The sequence below is a fragment of the Bacillus sp. FJAT-27225 genome (genome assembly GCF_001685025.1).
Taxonomy (GTDB): Bacteria; Bacillota; Bacilli; order Bacillales; family Cytobacillaceae; genus Bacillus_D.
In genome coordinates this window covers 127,987-144,916 of record NZ_MAYU01000001.1, presented here as the reverse complement: position 1 = coordinate 144,916, position 16,930 = coordinate 127,987, and the positions used below count along the sequence as shown (strand labels likewise).

At 38.2% G+C, this 16,930-nt stretch carries 23 protein-coding genes and 1 pseudogene; 3 read left to right on the top strand and 21 right to left on the bottom strand.

Translation table 11 applies throughout. The annotated features are described in order from the left end of the window. Window positions 1-52: 52 nt before the first annotated feature. On the bottom strand, window positions 53-670 hold the full coding sequence (locus tag A8F94_RS00730) for a hypothetical protein (RefSeq protein ID WP_066194041.1): 618 nt from the start codon (window positions 668-670) through the stop codon (window positions 53-55). A gap of 190 nt (window positions 671-860) precedes the next feature. Between A8F94_RS00730 and A8F94_RS00725 the strand changes: the two genes are divergently transcribed. Next, complete coding sequence (locus A8F94_RS00725) at window positions 861-1,427, top strand: hypothetical protein (RefSeq protein ID WP_066194038.1); 567 nt, start codon at window positions 861-863, stop codon at window positions 1,425-1,427. Window positions 1,428-1,509: 82 nt separating this feature from the next. Here A8F94_RS00725 and A8F94_RS25520 read toward each other — a convergent pair whose 3' ends face one another. Together A8F94_RS25520 and A8F94_RS00715 are read right to left on the bottom strand one after the other, a co-directional pair. Then, entirely contained in the window at window positions 1,510-1,791 is a 282-nt protein-coding gene (locus tag A8F94_RS25520) for a hypothetical protein (RefSeq protein WP_175384323.1), read from the bottom strand. A gap of 347 nt (window positions 1,792-2,138) precedes the next feature. Next, window positions 2,139-2,696: a hypothetical protein gene (locus A8F94_RS00715; RefSeq protein WP_066194033.1), complete on the bottom strand. Its 558-nt coding sequence runs from the start codon at window positions 2,694-2,696 to the stop codon at window positions 2,139-2,141. A gap of 355 nt (window positions 2,697-3,051) precedes the next feature. On the opposite strand from A8F94_RS00715, the gene A8F94_RS00710 reads away from it, so the two are divergent. Together A8F94_RS00710 and A8F94_RS00705 are read left to right on the top strand one after the other, a co-directional pair. Further along, window positions 3,052-3,600 carry a sigma-70 family RNA polymerase sigma factor gene (locus A8F94_RS00710; protein ID WP_066194030.1) on the top strand — a complete coding sequence of 183 codons (549 nt, stop codon included), beginning with the start codon at window positions 3,052-3,054 and terminating at the stop codon, window positions 3,598-3,600. After that, window positions 3,585-4,178 carry a hypothetical protein gene (locus A8F94_RS00705; RefSeq protein WP_066194025.1) on the top strand — a complete coding sequence of 198 codons (594 nt, stop codon included), beginning with the start codon at window positions 3,585-3,587 and terminating at the stop codon, window positions 4,176-4,178. The genes A8F94_RS00710 and A8F94_RS00705 overlap by 16 nt, the downstream gene beginning before the upstream one ends. A 239-nt stretch (window positions 4,179-4,417) precedes the next feature. Here A8F94_RS00705 and A8F94_RS00700 read toward each other — a convergent pair whose 3' ends face one another. The 18 genes and pseudogenes from A8F94_RS00700 to A8F94_RS00620 form a co-directional block, all read right to left on the bottom strand. Next, on the bottom strand, window positions 4,418-5,023 hold the full coding sequence (locus tag A8F94_RS00700) for an ABC-2 transporter permease (protein ID WP_066194022.1): 606 nt from the start codon (window positions 5,021-5,023) through the stop codon (window positions 4,418-4,420). Then, entirely contained in the window at window positions 5,016-5,882 is an 867-nt protein-coding gene (locus A8F94_RS00695; RefSeq protein ID WP_066194019.1) for an ABC transporter ATP-binding protein, read from the bottom strand. Before A8F94_RS00695 ends, A8F94_RS00700 begins: the two co-directional genes overlap by 8 nt. A gap of 5 nt (window positions 5,883-5,887) precedes the next feature. Then, window positions 5,888-6,259: a GntR family transcriptional regulator gene (locus A8F94_RS00690; protein ID WP_066194016.1), complete on the bottom strand. Its 372-nt coding sequence runs from the start codon at window positions 6,257-6,259 to the stop codon at window positions 5,888-5,890. A gap of 279 nt (window positions 6,260-6,538) precedes the next feature. After that, a complete protein-coding gene (locus A8F94_RS00685) occupies window positions 6,539-7,306 on the bottom strand; it encodes a SurA N-terminal domain-containing protein (RefSeq protein WP_066194013.1) in 768 nt (255 codons plus the stop codon). A 192-nt stretch (window positions 7,307-7,498) separates the two neighbouring features. Beyond that, window positions 7,499-7,939: a hypothetical protein gene (locus A8F94_RS00680; RefSeq protein ID WP_139069994.1), complete on the bottom strand. Its 441-nt coding sequence runs from the start codon at window positions 7,937-7,939 to the stop codon at window positions 7,499-7,501. A 76-nt stretch (window positions 7,940-8,015) separates the two neighbouring features. Beyond that, on the bottom strand, window positions 8,016-8,363 hold the full coding sequence (locus A8F94_RS00675; protein ID WP_139069993.1) for a hypothetical protein: 348 nt from the start codon (window positions 8,361-8,363) through the stop codon (window positions 8,016-8,018). Window positions 8,364-8,577: 214 nt separating this feature from the next. Then, a complete protein-coding gene (locus A8F94_RS00670; RefSeq protein ID WP_066194005.1) occupies window positions 8,578-9,033 on the bottom strand; it encodes an NUDIX hydrolase in 456 nt (151 codons plus the stop codon). Window positions 9,034-9,101: 68 nt separating this feature from the next. Continuing rightward, window positions 9,102-9,419 (bottom strand): DUF3221 domain-containing protein, encoded by a 318-nt coding sequence (locus A8F94_RS00665; RefSeq protein ID WP_066194002.1) that lies wholly within the window; start codon window positions 9,417-9,419, stop codon window positions 9,102-9,104. A 13-nt stretch (window positions 9,420-9,432) separates the two neighbouring features. Beyond that, a complete protein-coding gene (locus tag A8F94_RS00660; protein WP_066193999.1) occupies window positions 9,433-9,972 on the bottom strand; it encodes a GNAT family N-acetyltransferase in 540 nt (179 codons plus the stop codon). Window positions 9,973-10,014: 42 nt separating this feature from the next. Further along, window positions 10,015-10,797, bottom strand: a complete 783-nt coding sequence (locus A8F94_RS00655) for an arylamine N-acetyltransferase family protein (protein ID WP_066193997.1) — start codon at window positions 10,795-10,797, stop codon at window positions 10,015-10,017. A 67-nt stretch (window positions 10,798-10,864) separates the two neighbouring features. Then, window positions 10,865-11,308, bottom strand: coding sequence for a DUF6376 family protein (locus tag A8F94_RS00650; protein ID WP_066193994.1), 444 nt, complete (start codon window positions 11,306-11,308; stop codon window positions 10,865-10,867). A 116-nt stretch (window positions 11,309-11,424) separates the two neighbouring features. After that, window positions 11,425-11,955, bottom strand: a complete 531-nt coding sequence (locus A8F94_RS00645) for a hypothetical protein (protein ID WP_066193990.1) — start codon at window positions 11,953-11,955, stop codon at window positions 11,425-11,427. A gap of 92 nt (window positions 11,956-12,047) precedes the next feature. Next, a pseudogene (locus tag A8F94_RS00640) lies at window positions 12,048-12,608 on the bottom strand (GNAT family N-acetyltransferase). 153 nt (window positions 12,609-12,761) lie between these two features. Next, a complete protein-coding gene (locus tag A8F94_RS00635) occupies window positions 12,762-13,364 on the bottom strand; it encodes a class I SAM-dependent methyltransferase (RefSeq protein ID WP_217490901.1) in 603 nt (200 codons plus the stop codon). After that, a complete protein-coding gene (locus A8F94_RS26020; protein ID WP_217490900.1) occupies window positions 13,306-13,551 on the bottom strand; it encodes a hypothetical protein in 246 nt (81 codons plus the stop codon). Before A8F94_RS26020 ends, A8F94_RS00635 begins: the two co-directional genes overlap by 59 nt. Before the next feature lie 24 nt (window positions 13,552-13,575). Beyond that, entirely contained in the window at window positions 13,576-14,034 is a 459-nt protein-coding gene (locus A8F94_RS00630) for a GyrI-like domain-containing protein (protein ID WP_066193987.1), read from the bottom strand. A gap of 104 nt (window positions 14,035-14,138) precedes the next feature. Beyond that, complete coding sequence (locus A8F94_RS00625) at window positions 14,139-16,061, bottom strand: FUSC family protein (RefSeq protein ID WP_066193984.1); 1,923 nt, start codon at window positions 16,059-16,061, stop codon at window positions 14,139-14,141. Window positions 16,062-16,250: 189 nt separating this feature from the next. Next, window positions 16,251-16,874 carry a trimeric intracellular cation channel family protein gene (locus A8F94_RS00620; RefSeq protein WP_066193981.1) on the bottom strand — a complete coding sequence of 208 codons (624 nt, stop codon included), beginning with the start codon at window positions 16,872-16,874 and terminating at the stop codon, window positions 16,251-16,253. Between the last annotated feature and the right edge of the window lie 56 nt (window positions 16,875-16,930).

The window sequence follows — 16,930 nt, the reverse complement described above, 5'->3', positions numbered from 1 at the left end:
GGCCTTCTATGTATTGTCTGCGGGTTAGGTTTAATGATAAAACTTGTTTATTTTATTTTATGATTGCAAATCCAGTTCCGCTGGAAACACTACCACCGCTGTACTGAAAGCTTTCAACTGATACACCTGCTACAGTTCCAGTAGCAAGGACGTTCCTGTATTCTTTATTGGTACCTTTATAAAGCTTCAAATATTCTTCATAGTCAATTTCAACGTTTCTTTCAGTAAAAGAATAGGTTGAATATGATTTAGAATTGAAACTCCAGGTTAGATTTACAGACTGCTTTCCGACATAAACTTCTGTATACGTCCAGGATTTTGTTTTCCTGTCGTATTTTTCAACAAATTTATAGACGTCAACTGCCTTATTTACTGCGACTGTTCCCTTGGTTGTATTGAATACAACCTCGGAGGCAGGAATCTCAGTACTGGCATATTGATATTCATTTGTATCGAAATTATATGTTTCATAATACAAAATATACGCGTCTTTGTTCTCGGAATAAATAGAAACATAGGTATCTGTATTTTCCGTTCCACCGTAAAAACTTGCATGACTATAAGATACCTTCTGAGTAGTAGCACCGCTTTTTGTTCCTTGTGCCATGGCCGGCAGAGCCATCGTCAGTAAAAATACGACCGTCAACATCAATACTCTGAATCTTTTCACTATCCCCCACCCCCAAATAATAGAACCTAACCGCATAATTCTATTTTACAGTATATGGTAGAATAATAGAGCGATAAAAAACCGACACTTTCCTTGTTATTTCGAGTTGCTTTTCCCTTTCAAAATAAAAAAATAAAATCCGGCCATAACATTACCATTTACCTCGTCTAATAGCAAAGGGGTGTTTAAAATGAAAAAAGTGAAAGTGCTTTTGGCGATCTTTTTAGTTGCCACTATTTCTTTTTATGTAAAACCTGCTTATGTATCAGCTTGTTCCTGTGCGGTTCCAGAATCAGTCGAAACAGAGTTAAAAAACAAAACTGCAATTTTTTCAGGGAAAGTAATAAGGTTTGAAGATCCAAGAGCAAATAGCTTTATACAATCTTCTGCTGACCCTATTTCTGTCGTTTTTGAGGTGAAGTCTTCGTGGAAAGGTGTCAAGGAAAGTCAGGTTATTGTTAACACTGCCAAAAGTTCAGCCAGCTGTGGATATGAATTTAGTGTAGGAAATGACTATTTGGTTTATGCCTATGGGGATAAAAATCAATTGGAGACAGGCATGTGCGAACGGACGGACCTATTGCAACAAGCGAGTGGAGATTTACAGATCCTCGGAGTTGGAAAGCCACCAACTATCAAGGTAGACTTGGCTTCCTCTGAGAGCCCACCTTTCATGATGATAGGAAGTGGGGTAGGAATAGGGCTATTCCTTGCAGCTATTATATTTATCAGGTGGTATCGATCTAAACAAAACTGAACTTCATCATGAAATATGGGGAGTATTTTACTAGGGGGGCTCTCTTTTCCCCCCTTAGACACACTTTCCCGAATAAACGTTGTCACTGCCTATTTGTATCACCTTTGTAAAAGATGAGATCGATTATGATAGCAGTAATGAAAGACAAGAAGGAAAGGATCAGCAAGAAGGTACTGACAACAGCCGTTAATAATCCCCCTGCTAACCTGAGCAAAATGAACGCCCATCCGGCCAAACCGATAAACCCGATAAATAATGATAAATAATACTTCAGCTTCCGTTTCTTAGGTAAAAATAAATTACCTGCATAATAAGCCAACGCCACTACAAACACCGCAACAATTAAAACGTACCATAAAAACATGTGGGTCCCTCTTCCGTTTATAAAATTCATTATATAACTATTTTTACCATGGCAGATAAGGGACGATGAGAATTTTTTAGAATCGAAGCAATTCATTTCAGGTGCTTCAAACCAAGCCTTAATCCCAAAAACCGATATAAAAGTGGGGCAACTTTTGCTCTTGTAGAACTGCCCTAAACCATAAAATATGTAAAAACCATTGACCTTCCCCCTTCCCCCTTCCCCCTTTCCCTCATTCACTTAATCCAGCTAAAAAAATAATTTTTCATTTCCTTCAAAACAGTATACTAGTTCCTACAGAAGCACAAAAATGGCATTCTAAATCGAAAAAAAGAGCCTTGAACCGTTTAAAGGCTCTTTTTTGACCTTTCTTTTATTCTAATAATAGGGTCTTGGTCGTGAAAAGCGATACACACAGCGATCGAACTTTCATCGGAGAGTAATGTATAAGCTCTTGCGAATGCTGTAACTGTCCTGGCCACTAAGTAGATAGTTGAGCCAATTGCAGCGTCATTTCCATCGAAACCATCTAATTCATAAATGCTGCCAAACTGCTCTAAACTTGGGCCATCAAAATCCTCTGTCCATTCACTGGCCCAGTCATCGTCTTCGTATTCTAGTTGATTATATTTCTCACAAATAAAAAATGCGCTTTCCCAGTCATTATCCAAATCATATTCAAAGTAAATTGCTCTAATTGTTTGTTCTCGTGCTATTTTTATAGATTTCTCAAGTCCTGCCTTTAGTTCATTTACATATTCATTTAAATCTACTTGTTTAATTGTATTGGCTTTCTCCGTTCCGGCTAATTCGGAACAAATAGTATAATATTTTTCTTCAATTTCATTTGAATTTTTTTCTCTTAAGTCAGCTTGCAATTCACCTAAATATTCAAATATGTCCATAGTTTTGTCTCCTATACGATTTATCTTGGATAGATTTAGAACCTTGTGAGTTCTATATAACGATTAATTAAAAGTAGTTTTATATTTCAAAAATTTAGGTGCGAACTTTTGCTATTCAAAATCGCCACTAAAATTACCTTATATCTAAGACAATCTCCTGGATATCTTAATTGCCTGTTTCCTGCAATTTTCATTTAAATTTTATACTAAACTCTATATTAAGATATAGTAGACAGACCTAAAGGTTTTCTCGCCCATTGGGAAACCCGTTAACCATTTATCAGTTTTTTATTTTTGAACCCTTTTTTGAATAAATAACGTCTATATGTCAGCAAGTTTTTAGGGGGATACAAACATGTACCAAATCCGGCCGGATGATTACAGCTCAGATGAAGAACTTCTTGAAGACTTGATTGAGCTTCATGCAGAAAGCTTAAAGAAATTGTTGTTTACGTATGTGAAAAATTGGACGATCGCGGAGGACTTAACACAGGAAGCCTTTATTTCCTGTTACAAAAAGCTAAAAGATTTCCGCGGCGAAAGTTCGTATAAGACCTGGCTTTACAAAATCGCCATCAATAAATGCAAGGATTATATGAGAAGCAAATGGTATAAATTTGCTGTTCCATTGGATTTTTTCTCATACAAAGCAACGGTTGGGACACAATCCATTGAGGATAATCTCATCGGAAAAGAAGAAGATTTTTTTCTATCACGGAACGTCTTATCTCTTCCACCATTGTACCGGGAAGTGATTATTCTTCATTATTATGAAGACTTAAAAATCTCGGAAATTGAAAAATTGACAGGAATAAAGCAGGAAACGATTAAAACAAGGCTCCGCCGTGCGAAGGACCAGCTTCGAAAAAAGATGGGAGGAGATCAATCGTGGAAACGAAATTAAAGTATCTTAGGAAAAGTATGAACCAAACCGTACTCAAGCCTGGAAACATGAATTCGGACCAAAAAAGCAAATTGTTTCATGCTGTACTAGATACTCAGGAGTACAAGAGATCGAATTATTTTGCCCCTGTATTATCAACTGTCCTTGTTGTGAGCTTTACCTTGTTTTTTGGAGCCTTCATTCTGCAAAACATGCTTGGGGAGACTAACCATACTGAAAAGGAAAACGCAGCAAATCTTCTAGCTTCTGAAGGAAGTAAGGACATTCCTTTACTAACAGAAGAACAAACTGAGGCAAAGGATGAAGGACAGCCCGATTTCCCTTACATTATCAAGGATGGCTACTATTTTAAAAAGATTGAAAAAGAGGCAATGCTTAAACATATAGGCCTCCAGGCGGGAACAATACAAGAAGGCGATTCTAACGTGGTTCCGCCAGGTCCCATCTATCATTTAAGGGGAACGACTGATAACCACATTGCTGCCAAAGGAATTTCCTATAAGAACGGAACGAAACAAGAAGCCTATCTTGTTTTTAAAAAATATAAAAAAGTAACTGAAGTTAACATGGAGCAGTAAAAAACCAACATCCAGGGGTTGAAAGGCTTCGGTTTTAAAGTAGAAATTAGTATGAAAGAGCTTTTCACTTATAAATTTGCAAGAAAAAAATTAGCACATGAAAGCTTGGGGACCTACTTTGCCCCAAGCTTTCATGATTTTCAGTTCTTGCTAAAATACCCTTAGTTAAAGTACATATGTTCACAACTTTTTCGTTCATAGGGTTACTTTAAAGGGTGATATTCTTATCTTTAATTCAATTAGAACGCTTTTCGCTGATAAATAACATGTGTAATCCCCCATGAAAGTACATAGGCTGCCATCACGCATAGTGCCGCTCCTGTATATAAAGCGGGGGCAGAGAGGCTAACAATAATATCCGTTAAGGCAGTTAAATGTTCAGCAAAAAAAGACAATATAGAAGGCCCTATACCAGCCAATACAAGAAAGCTAATGAGTACGACAGAAAAAATGTAACCTGGCTTAAATAGATAGAATAACGGAAAGGTGAACGCAGCGAATAATAAGAATAAGCTGCTGCTAACCGCAATGTCCCTTAAAGAAAAAGGTTTATCTAGAAAGAATAATGCGAGACTTGTCACCCCAATGGCAATAACCATATAAACAATTGCACCAATATACCTTGAAGCGATAATTTCTGTCCGGGTATAAGGCAATGAATTTAATAATATATTTGTCTCTGCTTTTTCATCGTATGCATAGGTGTTAAAGGGAATGAAGATACTAGCAACCAGAAAAGTCAAAACCGGATGAGAATTCGTTATGATAAAGAACAAAATAAAAGGAATAAAGAATAGCAGCTGCCATTTCTGAATAATCACATCACGTCGTATTAAATTAAACATGGTGGGTCTCCCCTTTCAAATAATACATAATATCTTCTAAAGAGGCAGGTTCAATGATCACGGTGTCTCCGAATGTTTTCCTTACTGCACGAACATTATCAGTCACAGCTTCAAATCCTGTTGATGCACGGTGAACATGAACAAAGTCCTTTACAGTATCTTTATCCAGAAGGTCCAAGCCACCTTTTACGAGTGCGTAGTTATCCGCTATGTCATGAATGGACTGATTAAATACTAATTCTCCTCTACGTATAAACGCTATGTAATCTGCTATGCGATCCAGGTCTGTAGTAATATGTGTTGAGAAAAAAATAGTCCGATTGCCATCTATCATTAATTCTTGCAAAAGATTCAGCAATTCCCGCCTAAAAATCGGATCCAGTCCAGCTGTGGGCTCATCCATAATAATCAGTTCTGCATGATGCGAAAGTGCGATGGCTAAAGAAGCCTTCATTTGCATTCCTTTTGAAAAGGTTTTTATCGCTTTATTAAGCGGTAAGTCGAATTGTTCAATATATTTATGAAATAATCTATCATCCCAGCGTTTATAGGCAGGTCCAACAATCCGTTTTATATCTTTTAAGTTCAGCCCCTCAAAAAATACATTGCCATCATAAACGAATCCAATTCGCTCCTTGATTTCTTTTTCATGCGTTTTATAGTCCAATCCGAAAACTCTAACATCCCCACTATCAGGCTTTAATAAATTCATGATTATTTTAATCATCGTGGATTTGCCAGCTCCATTTGCACCAATGAATCCAGTTACAAAGCCTTGATTAACCTCTAAATCTATATTGTTCAAAGAAAAACCTTTGAAATTCTTCGATACATTACTCAATTCAACAACATGTTCCATTCCTTTCACTCCTCATATAAAAGGTTCAAAAGTTGCTGCAGTTCCTCGAGTGACAGCCCAATTTCCCTGCTATTCGTTATAACCGCATTGAGCTGTTCCTCTATGACTTTTAACTTCTTTTCCCTAATTACCTCTAAATTTTGCTCTGCGACGAAAGAGCCTTTTCCAACAATGGAGTAAATAAACCCAGCCTTCTCCAATTCTTCATAAGCGCGTTTCGTCGTTATAACACTAATCTGTAAATCCTTTGCGAGCTGGCGGATTGAAGGTAATGCCGTTCCCTCCTGCAGGTCACCTGCTAAAATTGACGATTTAATTTGTTTTGTAATTTGTTCATATATCGGCTCCTTTGAACTATTGGAAATAATGATTTGCATGCGAATCCCTCTTCTTTTTGAAATAGTGTATATATACTTTATACACATTATATACACCAGTAATATATCTTGCAACCATTTATTTGAAAATGCATATAAAATATTCTTTCTTTAAAATGTCATAACCACCACAAACGAAAGAACTCATATATGGCGCGGACTATCATTGAATAAAAAAAAGAAGATGACCACTCCATGTTAGGAGGTTCATCTTCTTTTCCGCTTAAAGGGGCCATATGTCAACAGACCCTTGAGCTATTGGATTTGGTGTGTAACAACTTATATCTTTATATCAATCTTGGCATTCTTCTTTAAATCATCAACAAGCTGAGCGAGTTTTTCCTGCTGTTTTTGCTGTTGAAGAGATTGTTCAATTTGCGGTTTTATTTCTTCTAGCTTTGGAACTTCTTGTCCAGCACTCTTTCCTTGATCTGCAAATTGATCATACGCTTTTTTAATTTCATCATCGGATATTTTCGCAACCGGCAGTTCTTTCTCAACATACTGTCTGAATTTAATATCGTCAGCTATTTGAGTTTCGAGGGTTTTCATATCCATGCCGGATTTTTTTAGAGCGTCTTCGAATTCTTTTTCTGTTTTAAACTGCTTTTTTAATTCGTCCAGCTGCTTATTAACATCCGCCTCTGGAGCTTTGTAGCCTTTATCATTTACGTCTTGAAGAAGAAGAGTTTGTCTGACTAAGCTGTCAATGGCTTGGTCTTTCACTTGTTCCGCAGCTTCTTTAGAAGTCGGATCTTGTCCCATTTGCTGCATTTGTCCTTGTATATAGGCTAAAGCACTATTATAGTCGCTTCCTAAAATTTCTTTATCATTGACTACGGCAACAGTTTTCTTTTCATCTACTTGCTGTGCTTCTAATTTCTTTTGCATTTCTTCCATTTGCTTCTGTTGTTCTTTTTGCTCAGCGGTTTGCTCTGTTTTTGCTTTATCATCATTTTTAGCTTCTTTACTTTCTTCATTTCCTCCACATGCTGCTAAAACAACGGCCAATAGACCGGTTATTAATGTTAACTTCATTTTTTTCATTATCGATTTCCTTCCTATAAAACGAGAAGTATGATTTTCCTCTAAAAAAATCATCTAGTGGGCATTATAAAGCTAATCCTGTAAAAAAGAAACAGTATCCCCTCCTTTTTAATATTTATTACACGAATGAAACATTTTTAATGTTAATAGATTACACGTTGAAAAAGCAAATTTTTCCTATTAATCTTACATTTATTTTACTTCTACATCAAATATATAAGAAGCTGTTCCATCAGGCCATTTCCCTACCACTTCGTATATGTAATACCCACTCTTTGACGGAACAGTGACGATATTATCAGTTAAAGTAAGTTCTTTAGATACCCCGTCTTCAGTCCATTGGTAAACAGTTAAGTTCGGATTATCGTCAATGACGATTTCGATTTTCTTATTCTTGCCCACTTTCAAAGTATCAAAATCCTTGGCGGACTCTATTGGTGAGACAGGGTCAATTCTCTTTATCTTAGTTTTTCCGCCCTCCCACTCATATTCTCCTGCGATCATTTCATATTCAGATTGATCCACAACAATTTTCCCGCTTCCGGGTATTTGATTATACTTTGAAGCGTTAAGGAAACTACATCCAGAAAGAAGTACAACTAGGAATAATACGATTATTTTTTTCAAATCCATTTCCCCCTAAATCTCATACAAAGCCACAAAAGGCAGGACAATTCCCCAAATCGGCAATCATGTCTTATTCTTCTGGTTATTCATAATGCACTTTTAGAATACCAATATAATCTGGTGCAAGAGCTAGATTGATTCGCCGGCCATTCTTTTCATAAACAACATTATGACCGTCTAGTTCTACTTCTTTCCAGCCATTCTTCTTAATGACTAAACGATAACTGATTGGGACCCCTGTGCCTGATGATTTATCCCAAATATAATTTTTTCCCTTTTCACTTTCACTTTCTAAATTTGCATCATTTGGAACTGGGAAATCATAAAAGTCTTGGAGAGTTTGATAATTGTTATCTATATTTTCATAATAATACACACCAACTCCAACGAAAATCGCAATAACAATGAACAGTGTGACCAAACGTTTCAAAAAATCGCCCCCAACCAATTAATAATCCCCCCTTGCTCTCATCCTGCTGTTCGTTCAATAAGTTATTAAGTTAATCCTTCTTCAATCAACGCTTCGGTTAAAAAATGCGGCTAATGACAGGAGTATTCACAAAATTTCCTTTTGCCTAAAAGAAATTCAACAAAAAGTGCCTTAATCCTTCTTGGATCAAAGCACGAATTAGTTTATGGGAATGTTATTTAATTTGTTTGTGATATAAATGAATAGAGTAGTAATTTTTACTTAAAAGGCTATTTGTTATTTGTTTTATAACGTATGGATTGCGAAGTTCCTCACCGTTGAATTTTGCCAAATCACTCAGCTCGACCCAATTACTGTCTATAATTCCATCTTCTCCAAGGTATATTGAACCCCCGGTAACTTGACCTACAAAATGAAACATAATCACTTGGTCTTGAGAACTGCTAATGAAGTTGTAAATACCCGTTGTATATATGAGCTCCACATCTAATCCCGTTTCTTCTTTAACTTCCCTTTTTGCTGCAGAAGGAATGTCTTCCCCCTTTTCAATTCGGCCACTTGGGAAGTTCCATTTATTTGGTGCACTGGGTTTGGTTTCTTTAATCATTAAAACCTTTTCATCTTTAATTATAGAAACACTAACCACTAAAACAATCGGTTTTTCAGTCATTTGTTCTCCTATGTGAATATATTATGGTTCCCATTAGCATTTTGCTTCCGATAAACCATCCTTCCTTTTCATTCAGGCGAAACGATTTCAATATGCAATGCATCAGCCTGGGCTGGGTGTGACTCCCTGATTCCTCCTTCAATCCAAACAACAATTTCTTGGCCAACCTGATAGGCTTCCATTGAAATCTCATCCTTAACCGTTACCCATACTAGCCCTACCTTATTGGCTTTGTCATCCATTAGGATTTGATTGCCATTAATTTCAGTGATGACCCCTTTCAAATCAAAGGCACCTTTTTCATCTGATCCTGTTTGATCTCCATTTGTTTGACAACCCGTACTTATTAAAAGCACAACGAGAAGCATCCAAATTAATTTTCTCATCTTAGTCCGCCCCTTAAGATGCTGTTATGGTGTTGTATTTACCCTCTCGAAAAAAATAAAGCTCGTTGCCCTTATCAAGGTTTGGATTCCTTACAAATCCCAGTTTTTTTAAAAGATTAATTGATTTTTCATTATTAGCATCTACCGTAGCATCGATGATATCTACATCCATTTCACTAAAACCAAATGCTATCGCGGCCTTCATCGATTCCAGCATAAATCCTCTGCCCCAATACCTTTTGGCTAAATCGTATCCGACCTCAGCTTTAACAATTCCCTCATCGTTTCTAATATAGTGAAAGCCTATCGTTCCGATAAACGCATTTCCACTTTTTACAAAAATACCCCATCTGCATCCAGCGTCCTGCAAATGATAGTTAATGATCTCCTCGGCTTCCTTTACATCCTTGCAAGGTTCAATATCCATAAAACGAGTAATCTCTATATCTGAGAAATGATCATAAACCAACTGGGTTTCATCCAAGGTTAAAATCCTTAGATTCAGCCTCTCCGTTTCCAATCCCGGATACTGAATATCCTTCTTAAGAGCCATAATTCATCCCCCTGCTCCATTGTTAAGAGCCCTTTGCCTGGTTTACACAGATCCTAACCCAAATTTGTCCTTTGCAATTTCTTTGAACTGTTTTTCTTCTATTACTTTCTTCTCAAGCCTGCCATTTGTCCAAGTCGTAAATGTGTCTTCCGTTAACGTCATGCTTCCGGAGTTCGTTAATTTCGTAATCAGCCGTTTCTTGTTAAATGCTGATGCAGGGTTCTCGACAATCACTTTCTGTACTGAATTGAGATTTTTTACATCATCAAACTGTTCCCTGGTGTTAAACGCATAACCAATTTTCCAGTCAGGATCCTTGCTGAGTTTCATATGAAAGATATAGTCACCATAATCGGTTTCGGTGCGTGCCACCCGAAATTCTCCATTGAATGAAGACACGATTTCCCCATTTAACGGCACTGGCCGCAATGGCAGATTGCCTCCAAAGCCAGTATCCACTAAATAGCGCTCGCCATCCCGGTTCAGAATGATGGCCACATGCGTCATCCCAGTCTCACTCCATTGCTTTCTTGAATGGTCATAGACGACACCACGAACCATCTCAACATCAAAACCATTATCTTTTAGAATTAAAAACAAAAGGGGATTCAACTCATAACAAAGCCCGCCTTCATGCTGCACCAAAATCTTCTCTATGAGGTTTTCCTCTGATAATTCCTTTGCGGCACCTTCCATAATCCGCAAATTTTCAAACGGAATCGCCATTGCCGTCTTCTCTAGCAGGACATCTAAATCATTGAAACCAATCTTTCCTTTACCTGTGTATCCAATTCTTTTGTGAAAAAGACTGATTAAGTTAACCATGCAAAACACCTTTCTAACCTTCCAAATCAGTATCCATAACTGCTGTAAATGATTCTTTTATAGACTATCAACATAGGAAAGTATCTTTTACAAGTTGTTCGACTTCCGTTAATCCCTGCAAGACGGGATTCGTTTCCAAGAAACTTGAATTCAGTGTATCCGTTTCAATAGCATCCAAATAGACGTTGATCATTTCCAGGGCTTCAGAGTTTGAAGCTAAAAGCATGGCATGGAGATTTTTAAACTTCACCGGAGCGGGAAGCTTATTAAACGCTTCTATCTCGGACTTCATAGAGCGTAACTGTCCTTCAAAATCTGTTTTTGCCTGCTCATCAGATACAGCGTTAATGCCAAGCAGAGGAGCCGTTTCAGTGAAAGATTTAACTTTCTCAGCATACATATTAGCTTCTTTCACAAAGTTCAACGGTTTCGCATTGTCTGCTTCAGAAGCACAGGCTGAAACCGAACCAATCAACATAAGAAATATAATCACTGTACATATCTTCTTCATTCCAATCCCCCTCGCGTTTCTCCTTCTTCTTAAGACGACTCACAAACTCAGAAGGATTCAAAACGATTAGGGACGGTTCCTTTACACCTAATGACTTAATCGAATCGAAAAAAATCCTATTTTTGAACAACCATCAATCGATTCGGTAAAGAACCTTCGAAAAACGCTTCTAAAATCTCCGTTGTAAAATACCGAGCCTGAACCCTAGTTTCTGGAATGCCTGAACTATCCATCGTATAATCGTCTTCGTGGACCCGCCACAGTTCGAGCTCTTTCATTGTGCCTATATATTTACCAAGATAAAATGCGAGATGTAAGACTGCTATTTCCGCACCCTCTAGTTTATATATATACCTTTTTTCGGTTAAATAACGAGCATAATGATTATGGAAATCCTCCTCGATTCGCAACGGGCTGTCATGAAGTTCATCAGGAAGCCGAATCAAAAACACCTTTTTATCACGATCAATCTTAGTCAAATCAATCCCGCGAATCTGTATTTGATCATCAGTGAATCCCATCTTGAGCAATTCATTATAAGACTTTATCTCTTCATCTTCCAATGCGTCCTCAAATGACAGAAGCCTCTGGTCGCATGCCATAAATACGAATAGGGACGATTCTGTTTTGCCATTCTCAGCAGGCATAAATTATTATTTCACCTCTATTAGCGAATAGTTTAGTTTTTCCTTTTAACCCAAGTTCCCCTTTCGTTCAATAACAACACATTGATTTTGAACTAGCTGGTTTCCTCGCAAAGCTCGCTGAAGAACTCATGTTTAAGAATACTCATCCTTAAACGATCTACAAATTCACCGTTTCTTAATCTGTCTTGCCTTAATATGCCTTCTTCGATATATCCCATTTTCCTATATGATTTAATTGCTTTTTCATTATCAATTTATACTCTAAGCCAAATCTTGTTTAGCCCTAATTCTTTAAATCCCCAGAGAAGCATTTCGTTCATTGCAGATAACCCGTATCCTTTGCCCCAGTAGCTTTTGTCTCCAATGGCTATTCCTAATTCTGCATGCTTGTTTAACTTGTCGATATTTTTTAAATCAACCCATCCTATATGTTTACCTTCTTCTGTTATGATTGCTTTTTGTTCATACCCGTTTTTCTTTTGTATGCACAAGTTAATCCAATCCCGGGTCTCTTCTCTACTGAAGGGAGGGTATTTCTCCGGCAAATTTAAATACTTCGTTACTTCTTTGTCAAGACACCATTTGTAACGATCCTCTGTATCATTTAATGTTATTTCCCTCAAATAAACCCTTGGTAATAATTTCGTCTTCATTTTATCTCCCTGTAAGTATTTTTACTTCCCGTTTTTTGCTTGAATGTTTTCACAGGAGTCTACTTTCATTAATATTATTATGGGAAGAACAATATTTTCCGTTTTAGACTGGTAAAGAGAAATTGTTCGCCTTGGGAAGAGCAACAATTTCCTTTATGTATGAATTTCTTTCTGCCCAATATACAAAAGATGCTGGCTTGTACCTAGCAGAGATTCATCAGTGCTCAACTGATATCCTATTTCGAGCCACTTCCTGTATTCATTATCGTCCAACTTATTTATTTCATTTTCCTTACTGCCCAAGATATTCTCAACCCCTGCGAATACCATTTCCTCCGGCCCAAAGCTATTCATAAGTTCTCTTGCTTCTTTAGGAGTGGAGAAATAGGCGGTTGTAAAGCCAGTTCCAGCGTTATTTTCTCCGTTTTGCAAATAACCAAGTAACCGTTGTACAGATTCAATCGGATACAAGTGCGATAATGAATCCTGAATTGGAGCATAGACGGAAATAAACGAGGCAATAATCATCCCATTGGGCTTCAATAGTTTTAATGCCCCTTCAACCGCTTTTCTCCTATCGGCTTCCTCTATCAAATGATACAGCGGTCCCATTAAAAGAATAACGTCGAATTGTTGCTGCACTCCTCCCAATTCCAATGCATTTCCATGTATGTAATCCTTTAGGTGGATACCCTTTTCAAAAGATTTTCTTTTTGCAAGTTCTATATTTTCTGGATAAATCCAAAAGCGTGACATTATGGCCTTTTTCAGCTAAATACAAGGCATATCTGCCTGGACCGCCGCCTATATCAAAAATCTCCAACGCTTCCCCGGTAATAAAATCATCAAGGAAACGTTTCGTTATATCAAATTCGATTTTATGATGCTCCAACCGCTGCCATTCGTCGTATGCAGTATTGTACCAAGCCTCTATTTCATTCATTTTTTTGCCCCCGTTGTAAAAGTTCTAATGCGCCACAATCTCCTTGATCGGCAAATAGATTTCTACCTCTTCCCCGCCTTCTCCAATAGGATGATAAGTCTCCACGATATATGCGTCCAGGTCTCGTTGATAACCTTGTTCTTCTGCCCAAATCAATAAGTTCGAATGAAGGCTTCCCACATTGGATATATTTCCTCTGGTTGTTATGTAATTTTTATTCGTTTCTATATAATCCATTCCGGCTGGTACTTCATTTACTTCATCATTGACAATGAACCCAACAAAATATTGGCCAATTCTGTGCTGCTCATCCTTTTTCGGCTCAAATAATGCAATTTCAGTCCCGGTCGAATTGGGTACTTCGTTCGCTCGATTTAAAAATTGCTTTGCAAGGAAGGGAACTTCTTTCCCGAAATTGCCATATTCCCCATTGCCTTTTAATCCAACCAGCTTAAATTGTTTTTTTACGATTTTATATGGCATATAATCTCTCCTAACGTAAATAATTAAGTAAATTTTCGACAAAAAATCCCTACTTCCTGCATGAAGTAAGGATTTCATCATGTTACGCCATATTGGCTTGAATTTTAAGATACAGATAGTTTGGCGCTGTTAATCTGAGTTTCTGCCAACTGCAATGCTTCCTGGAGTGATTTAATTTCCTTTTGTAATTTAGAGAAGCCTTCTATCTCAGGGACTTCCATTTTCGTTATCATTTCGTGTTCTTCAGCTGATTTTGCCATTGATTCAAAAACAAGAAGGAAATTTGCGAGAATTTCATCAGAGAGAATGGGCCGTTTTGATTCATTTGAGCTCGATTCAAGCAAATATCCCAGCTGTTCCATTGAAAATATTGCCGGTGACAAGTACTCCAAAATCATTCTATTTCTCGGTATTTCACCTAATGCGGTATTGTATAACGTCCTCAAATTGATTAGATTCGTACGCATCTTACTGCGTTTTCTGCTCTCATTTAATGAAGAGCCACTTGGTTCTCCCGAAAACAATTTGAAAAAAAGCTGAGCCTGGCTGCGAATTGTTTTTGCGATTAAGTGAGGAAGCCGGCTTGACGCAGATCGTCTGCCTATCAACATGACACCGATTAGGCCAAGCGCGGCTCCAATAAGAATATCGATAATTCTCACTGTAGCAAAATAAGACAGATTATGAATCTGAGTGGTACTTTCAGCAATCAACAAAGAGTTAGGTGTAATAAATAGGACCGCCAAAGCATAATTCCGTACCATAAGAAGCTCTATCAAACCACCGAGAACCATAATAGTGAGAGCGACCATTACCCCTGTTGGATGGGTCGAGAGGATAATAGTGGCGATTATTATCCCCAGCGTTGTCCCAATCGCCCTTTGAATCGCCCGATGAAAAGTACTGATTACAGTAGAGCCCAGCATCACAGCACCACAAGACACCGGAATCCAAAAGGAACGTTGAAAATCGAATGAGAAAGCAATCATCCCTGCCGCCATAAGGACTAGTCCATACTTTAAGGAAGAGAGAAACACAATTGAATTTTTATCAAATGCATCCAATAAGATGCTCGTCATAGGCGGTTTCGATAATTTCAAATCCTGATTAACCCTTGAAACCGGCTCATTCATGATTGCTTCGGCATCATAGATTTTAGAAAACAACCGATCCAAAGCTTGGTCGGTTTCATCCGGCTGTGGAATTTTATTTGGTTCACTCCGCATATGATCGATAGACTGGGCCAGAACCTTTATCGATTCCCCTACAGCTGCTGGCAGACTTGTCCTGCCCTTTGCAGTCATTTCAAGGATATCCAAAAATATAGAATTCGCCTGGTCTTTTAATAAATAAAGGCGTTTGAAAAGCGTTGAACTTTTCCATGAAACATAACCAGCCAATAAAGCTGACTCTGCATTGGTCAACGCTGAAACTGTCCTTTCTCTAGCAGCGGTAAACTTGTCTGTTCCAACCGAATCAACGAGTGACGCCAATTCCGAATACACCCTTTTTACTGACTTTGTTTCAGGGCGATGTGGATAAAAGAACCAGCCCACCATTGCTACTAGCCATGCAAACATACCTCCGAGAAAAACAAGGCCGGCACGCAATGGTGCCATTGCTGGATCAACAGCTGATGCTGAAGTCATAGCAAATACGATAACAAAAAAGATGGATGCAGGCCCCGGGATACGTAACGCGCCAAAAATAAACGTCCCGACTGCTCCAATCAAACCTAGTATGACGGCAAAAACGAACGGTGATGGAGCAGTAAGGATGCCCAAGCCATGCGAAACAGCAAGCCCAAGTGCCACTAAAAAGATTTTCTTGGCACGCTGTGGATACGGTTCATTCCAGACATACAGGTAAGAAAATCCTCCTATCCCTGCAAAAAGCCCATATTGAAAATTTCCAAGAAGTATTCCAATCAGAACCGGCACTCCGGAACAGATTCCCGCAGAAATTCCCCGCTCCCATGGAAACGGAGTCTTCTTAATGGTTAAAGCACCTTTTATAATATTTTTCATTGAATCTCTCCTAAACAGGGACCATTTCTCCTTTTTTAAAAAAACCTGCCCTGTACGTAAAACGCGGTAAGTTACGAACAACCCGGTTCTATTATTATGTACTAAAAAGCACTCATCCTTACTAAAGATGAGTGCAAGATTGTTCTATTATGATAATAAAAACGTAACCAATCTTCTTTACAAATTGGTTCAACCACCAAAACTCCTCTTATTTTCATAAGGAATATGGTGCGGCAAGTTCCAATTATAACGGACGGATATAATCCTTAAGGATACAATAAGAATCAACAGGAGCGCTGTCATGTAAGGCCCGCGAATCAACCCTAAACCAATCGCGAAACCGGCAAGTGCTGCCCATAAAGCATAAATTTCAGAGTGAAAAATCATCGGTTTTCGGCCGGCGAAAAGATCGCGAATCATTCCGCCGCCTGATCCTGTTATCGTCGCTGCGATGATGACGGCAATAAGGGGCGCACCAATTGAAGCAGCATAATTTGCTCCCTGGATGGCAAATGCAGCCAAACCAATCGCATCGAAAATCACAATCCACTTTTTAATTTGGTCAAGCCACTTATTCGGCAACAGAAAAACAAGAGTAATCGCAACCAAGGCTACTTTAAATAAGTTCCCTTGCATCCAGGTGTCTTCAATTGGGACTCCAATTAACAGGTTTCGCACGAGGCCTCCACCAAAGGCGGTCGTAAATCCAAGAACGTAAATACCAAGGATATCATAATCCTCTTCTCTGGCTATTAGAGCACCACTAATTGCGAAAGCAAGAGTACCAATGATATTAAGAATGTCCCATGTCATAGGGCACCCCTCCTTTCACTATTCGTAAAAAATCAGTGGAGGAAAAACCCCTCCAC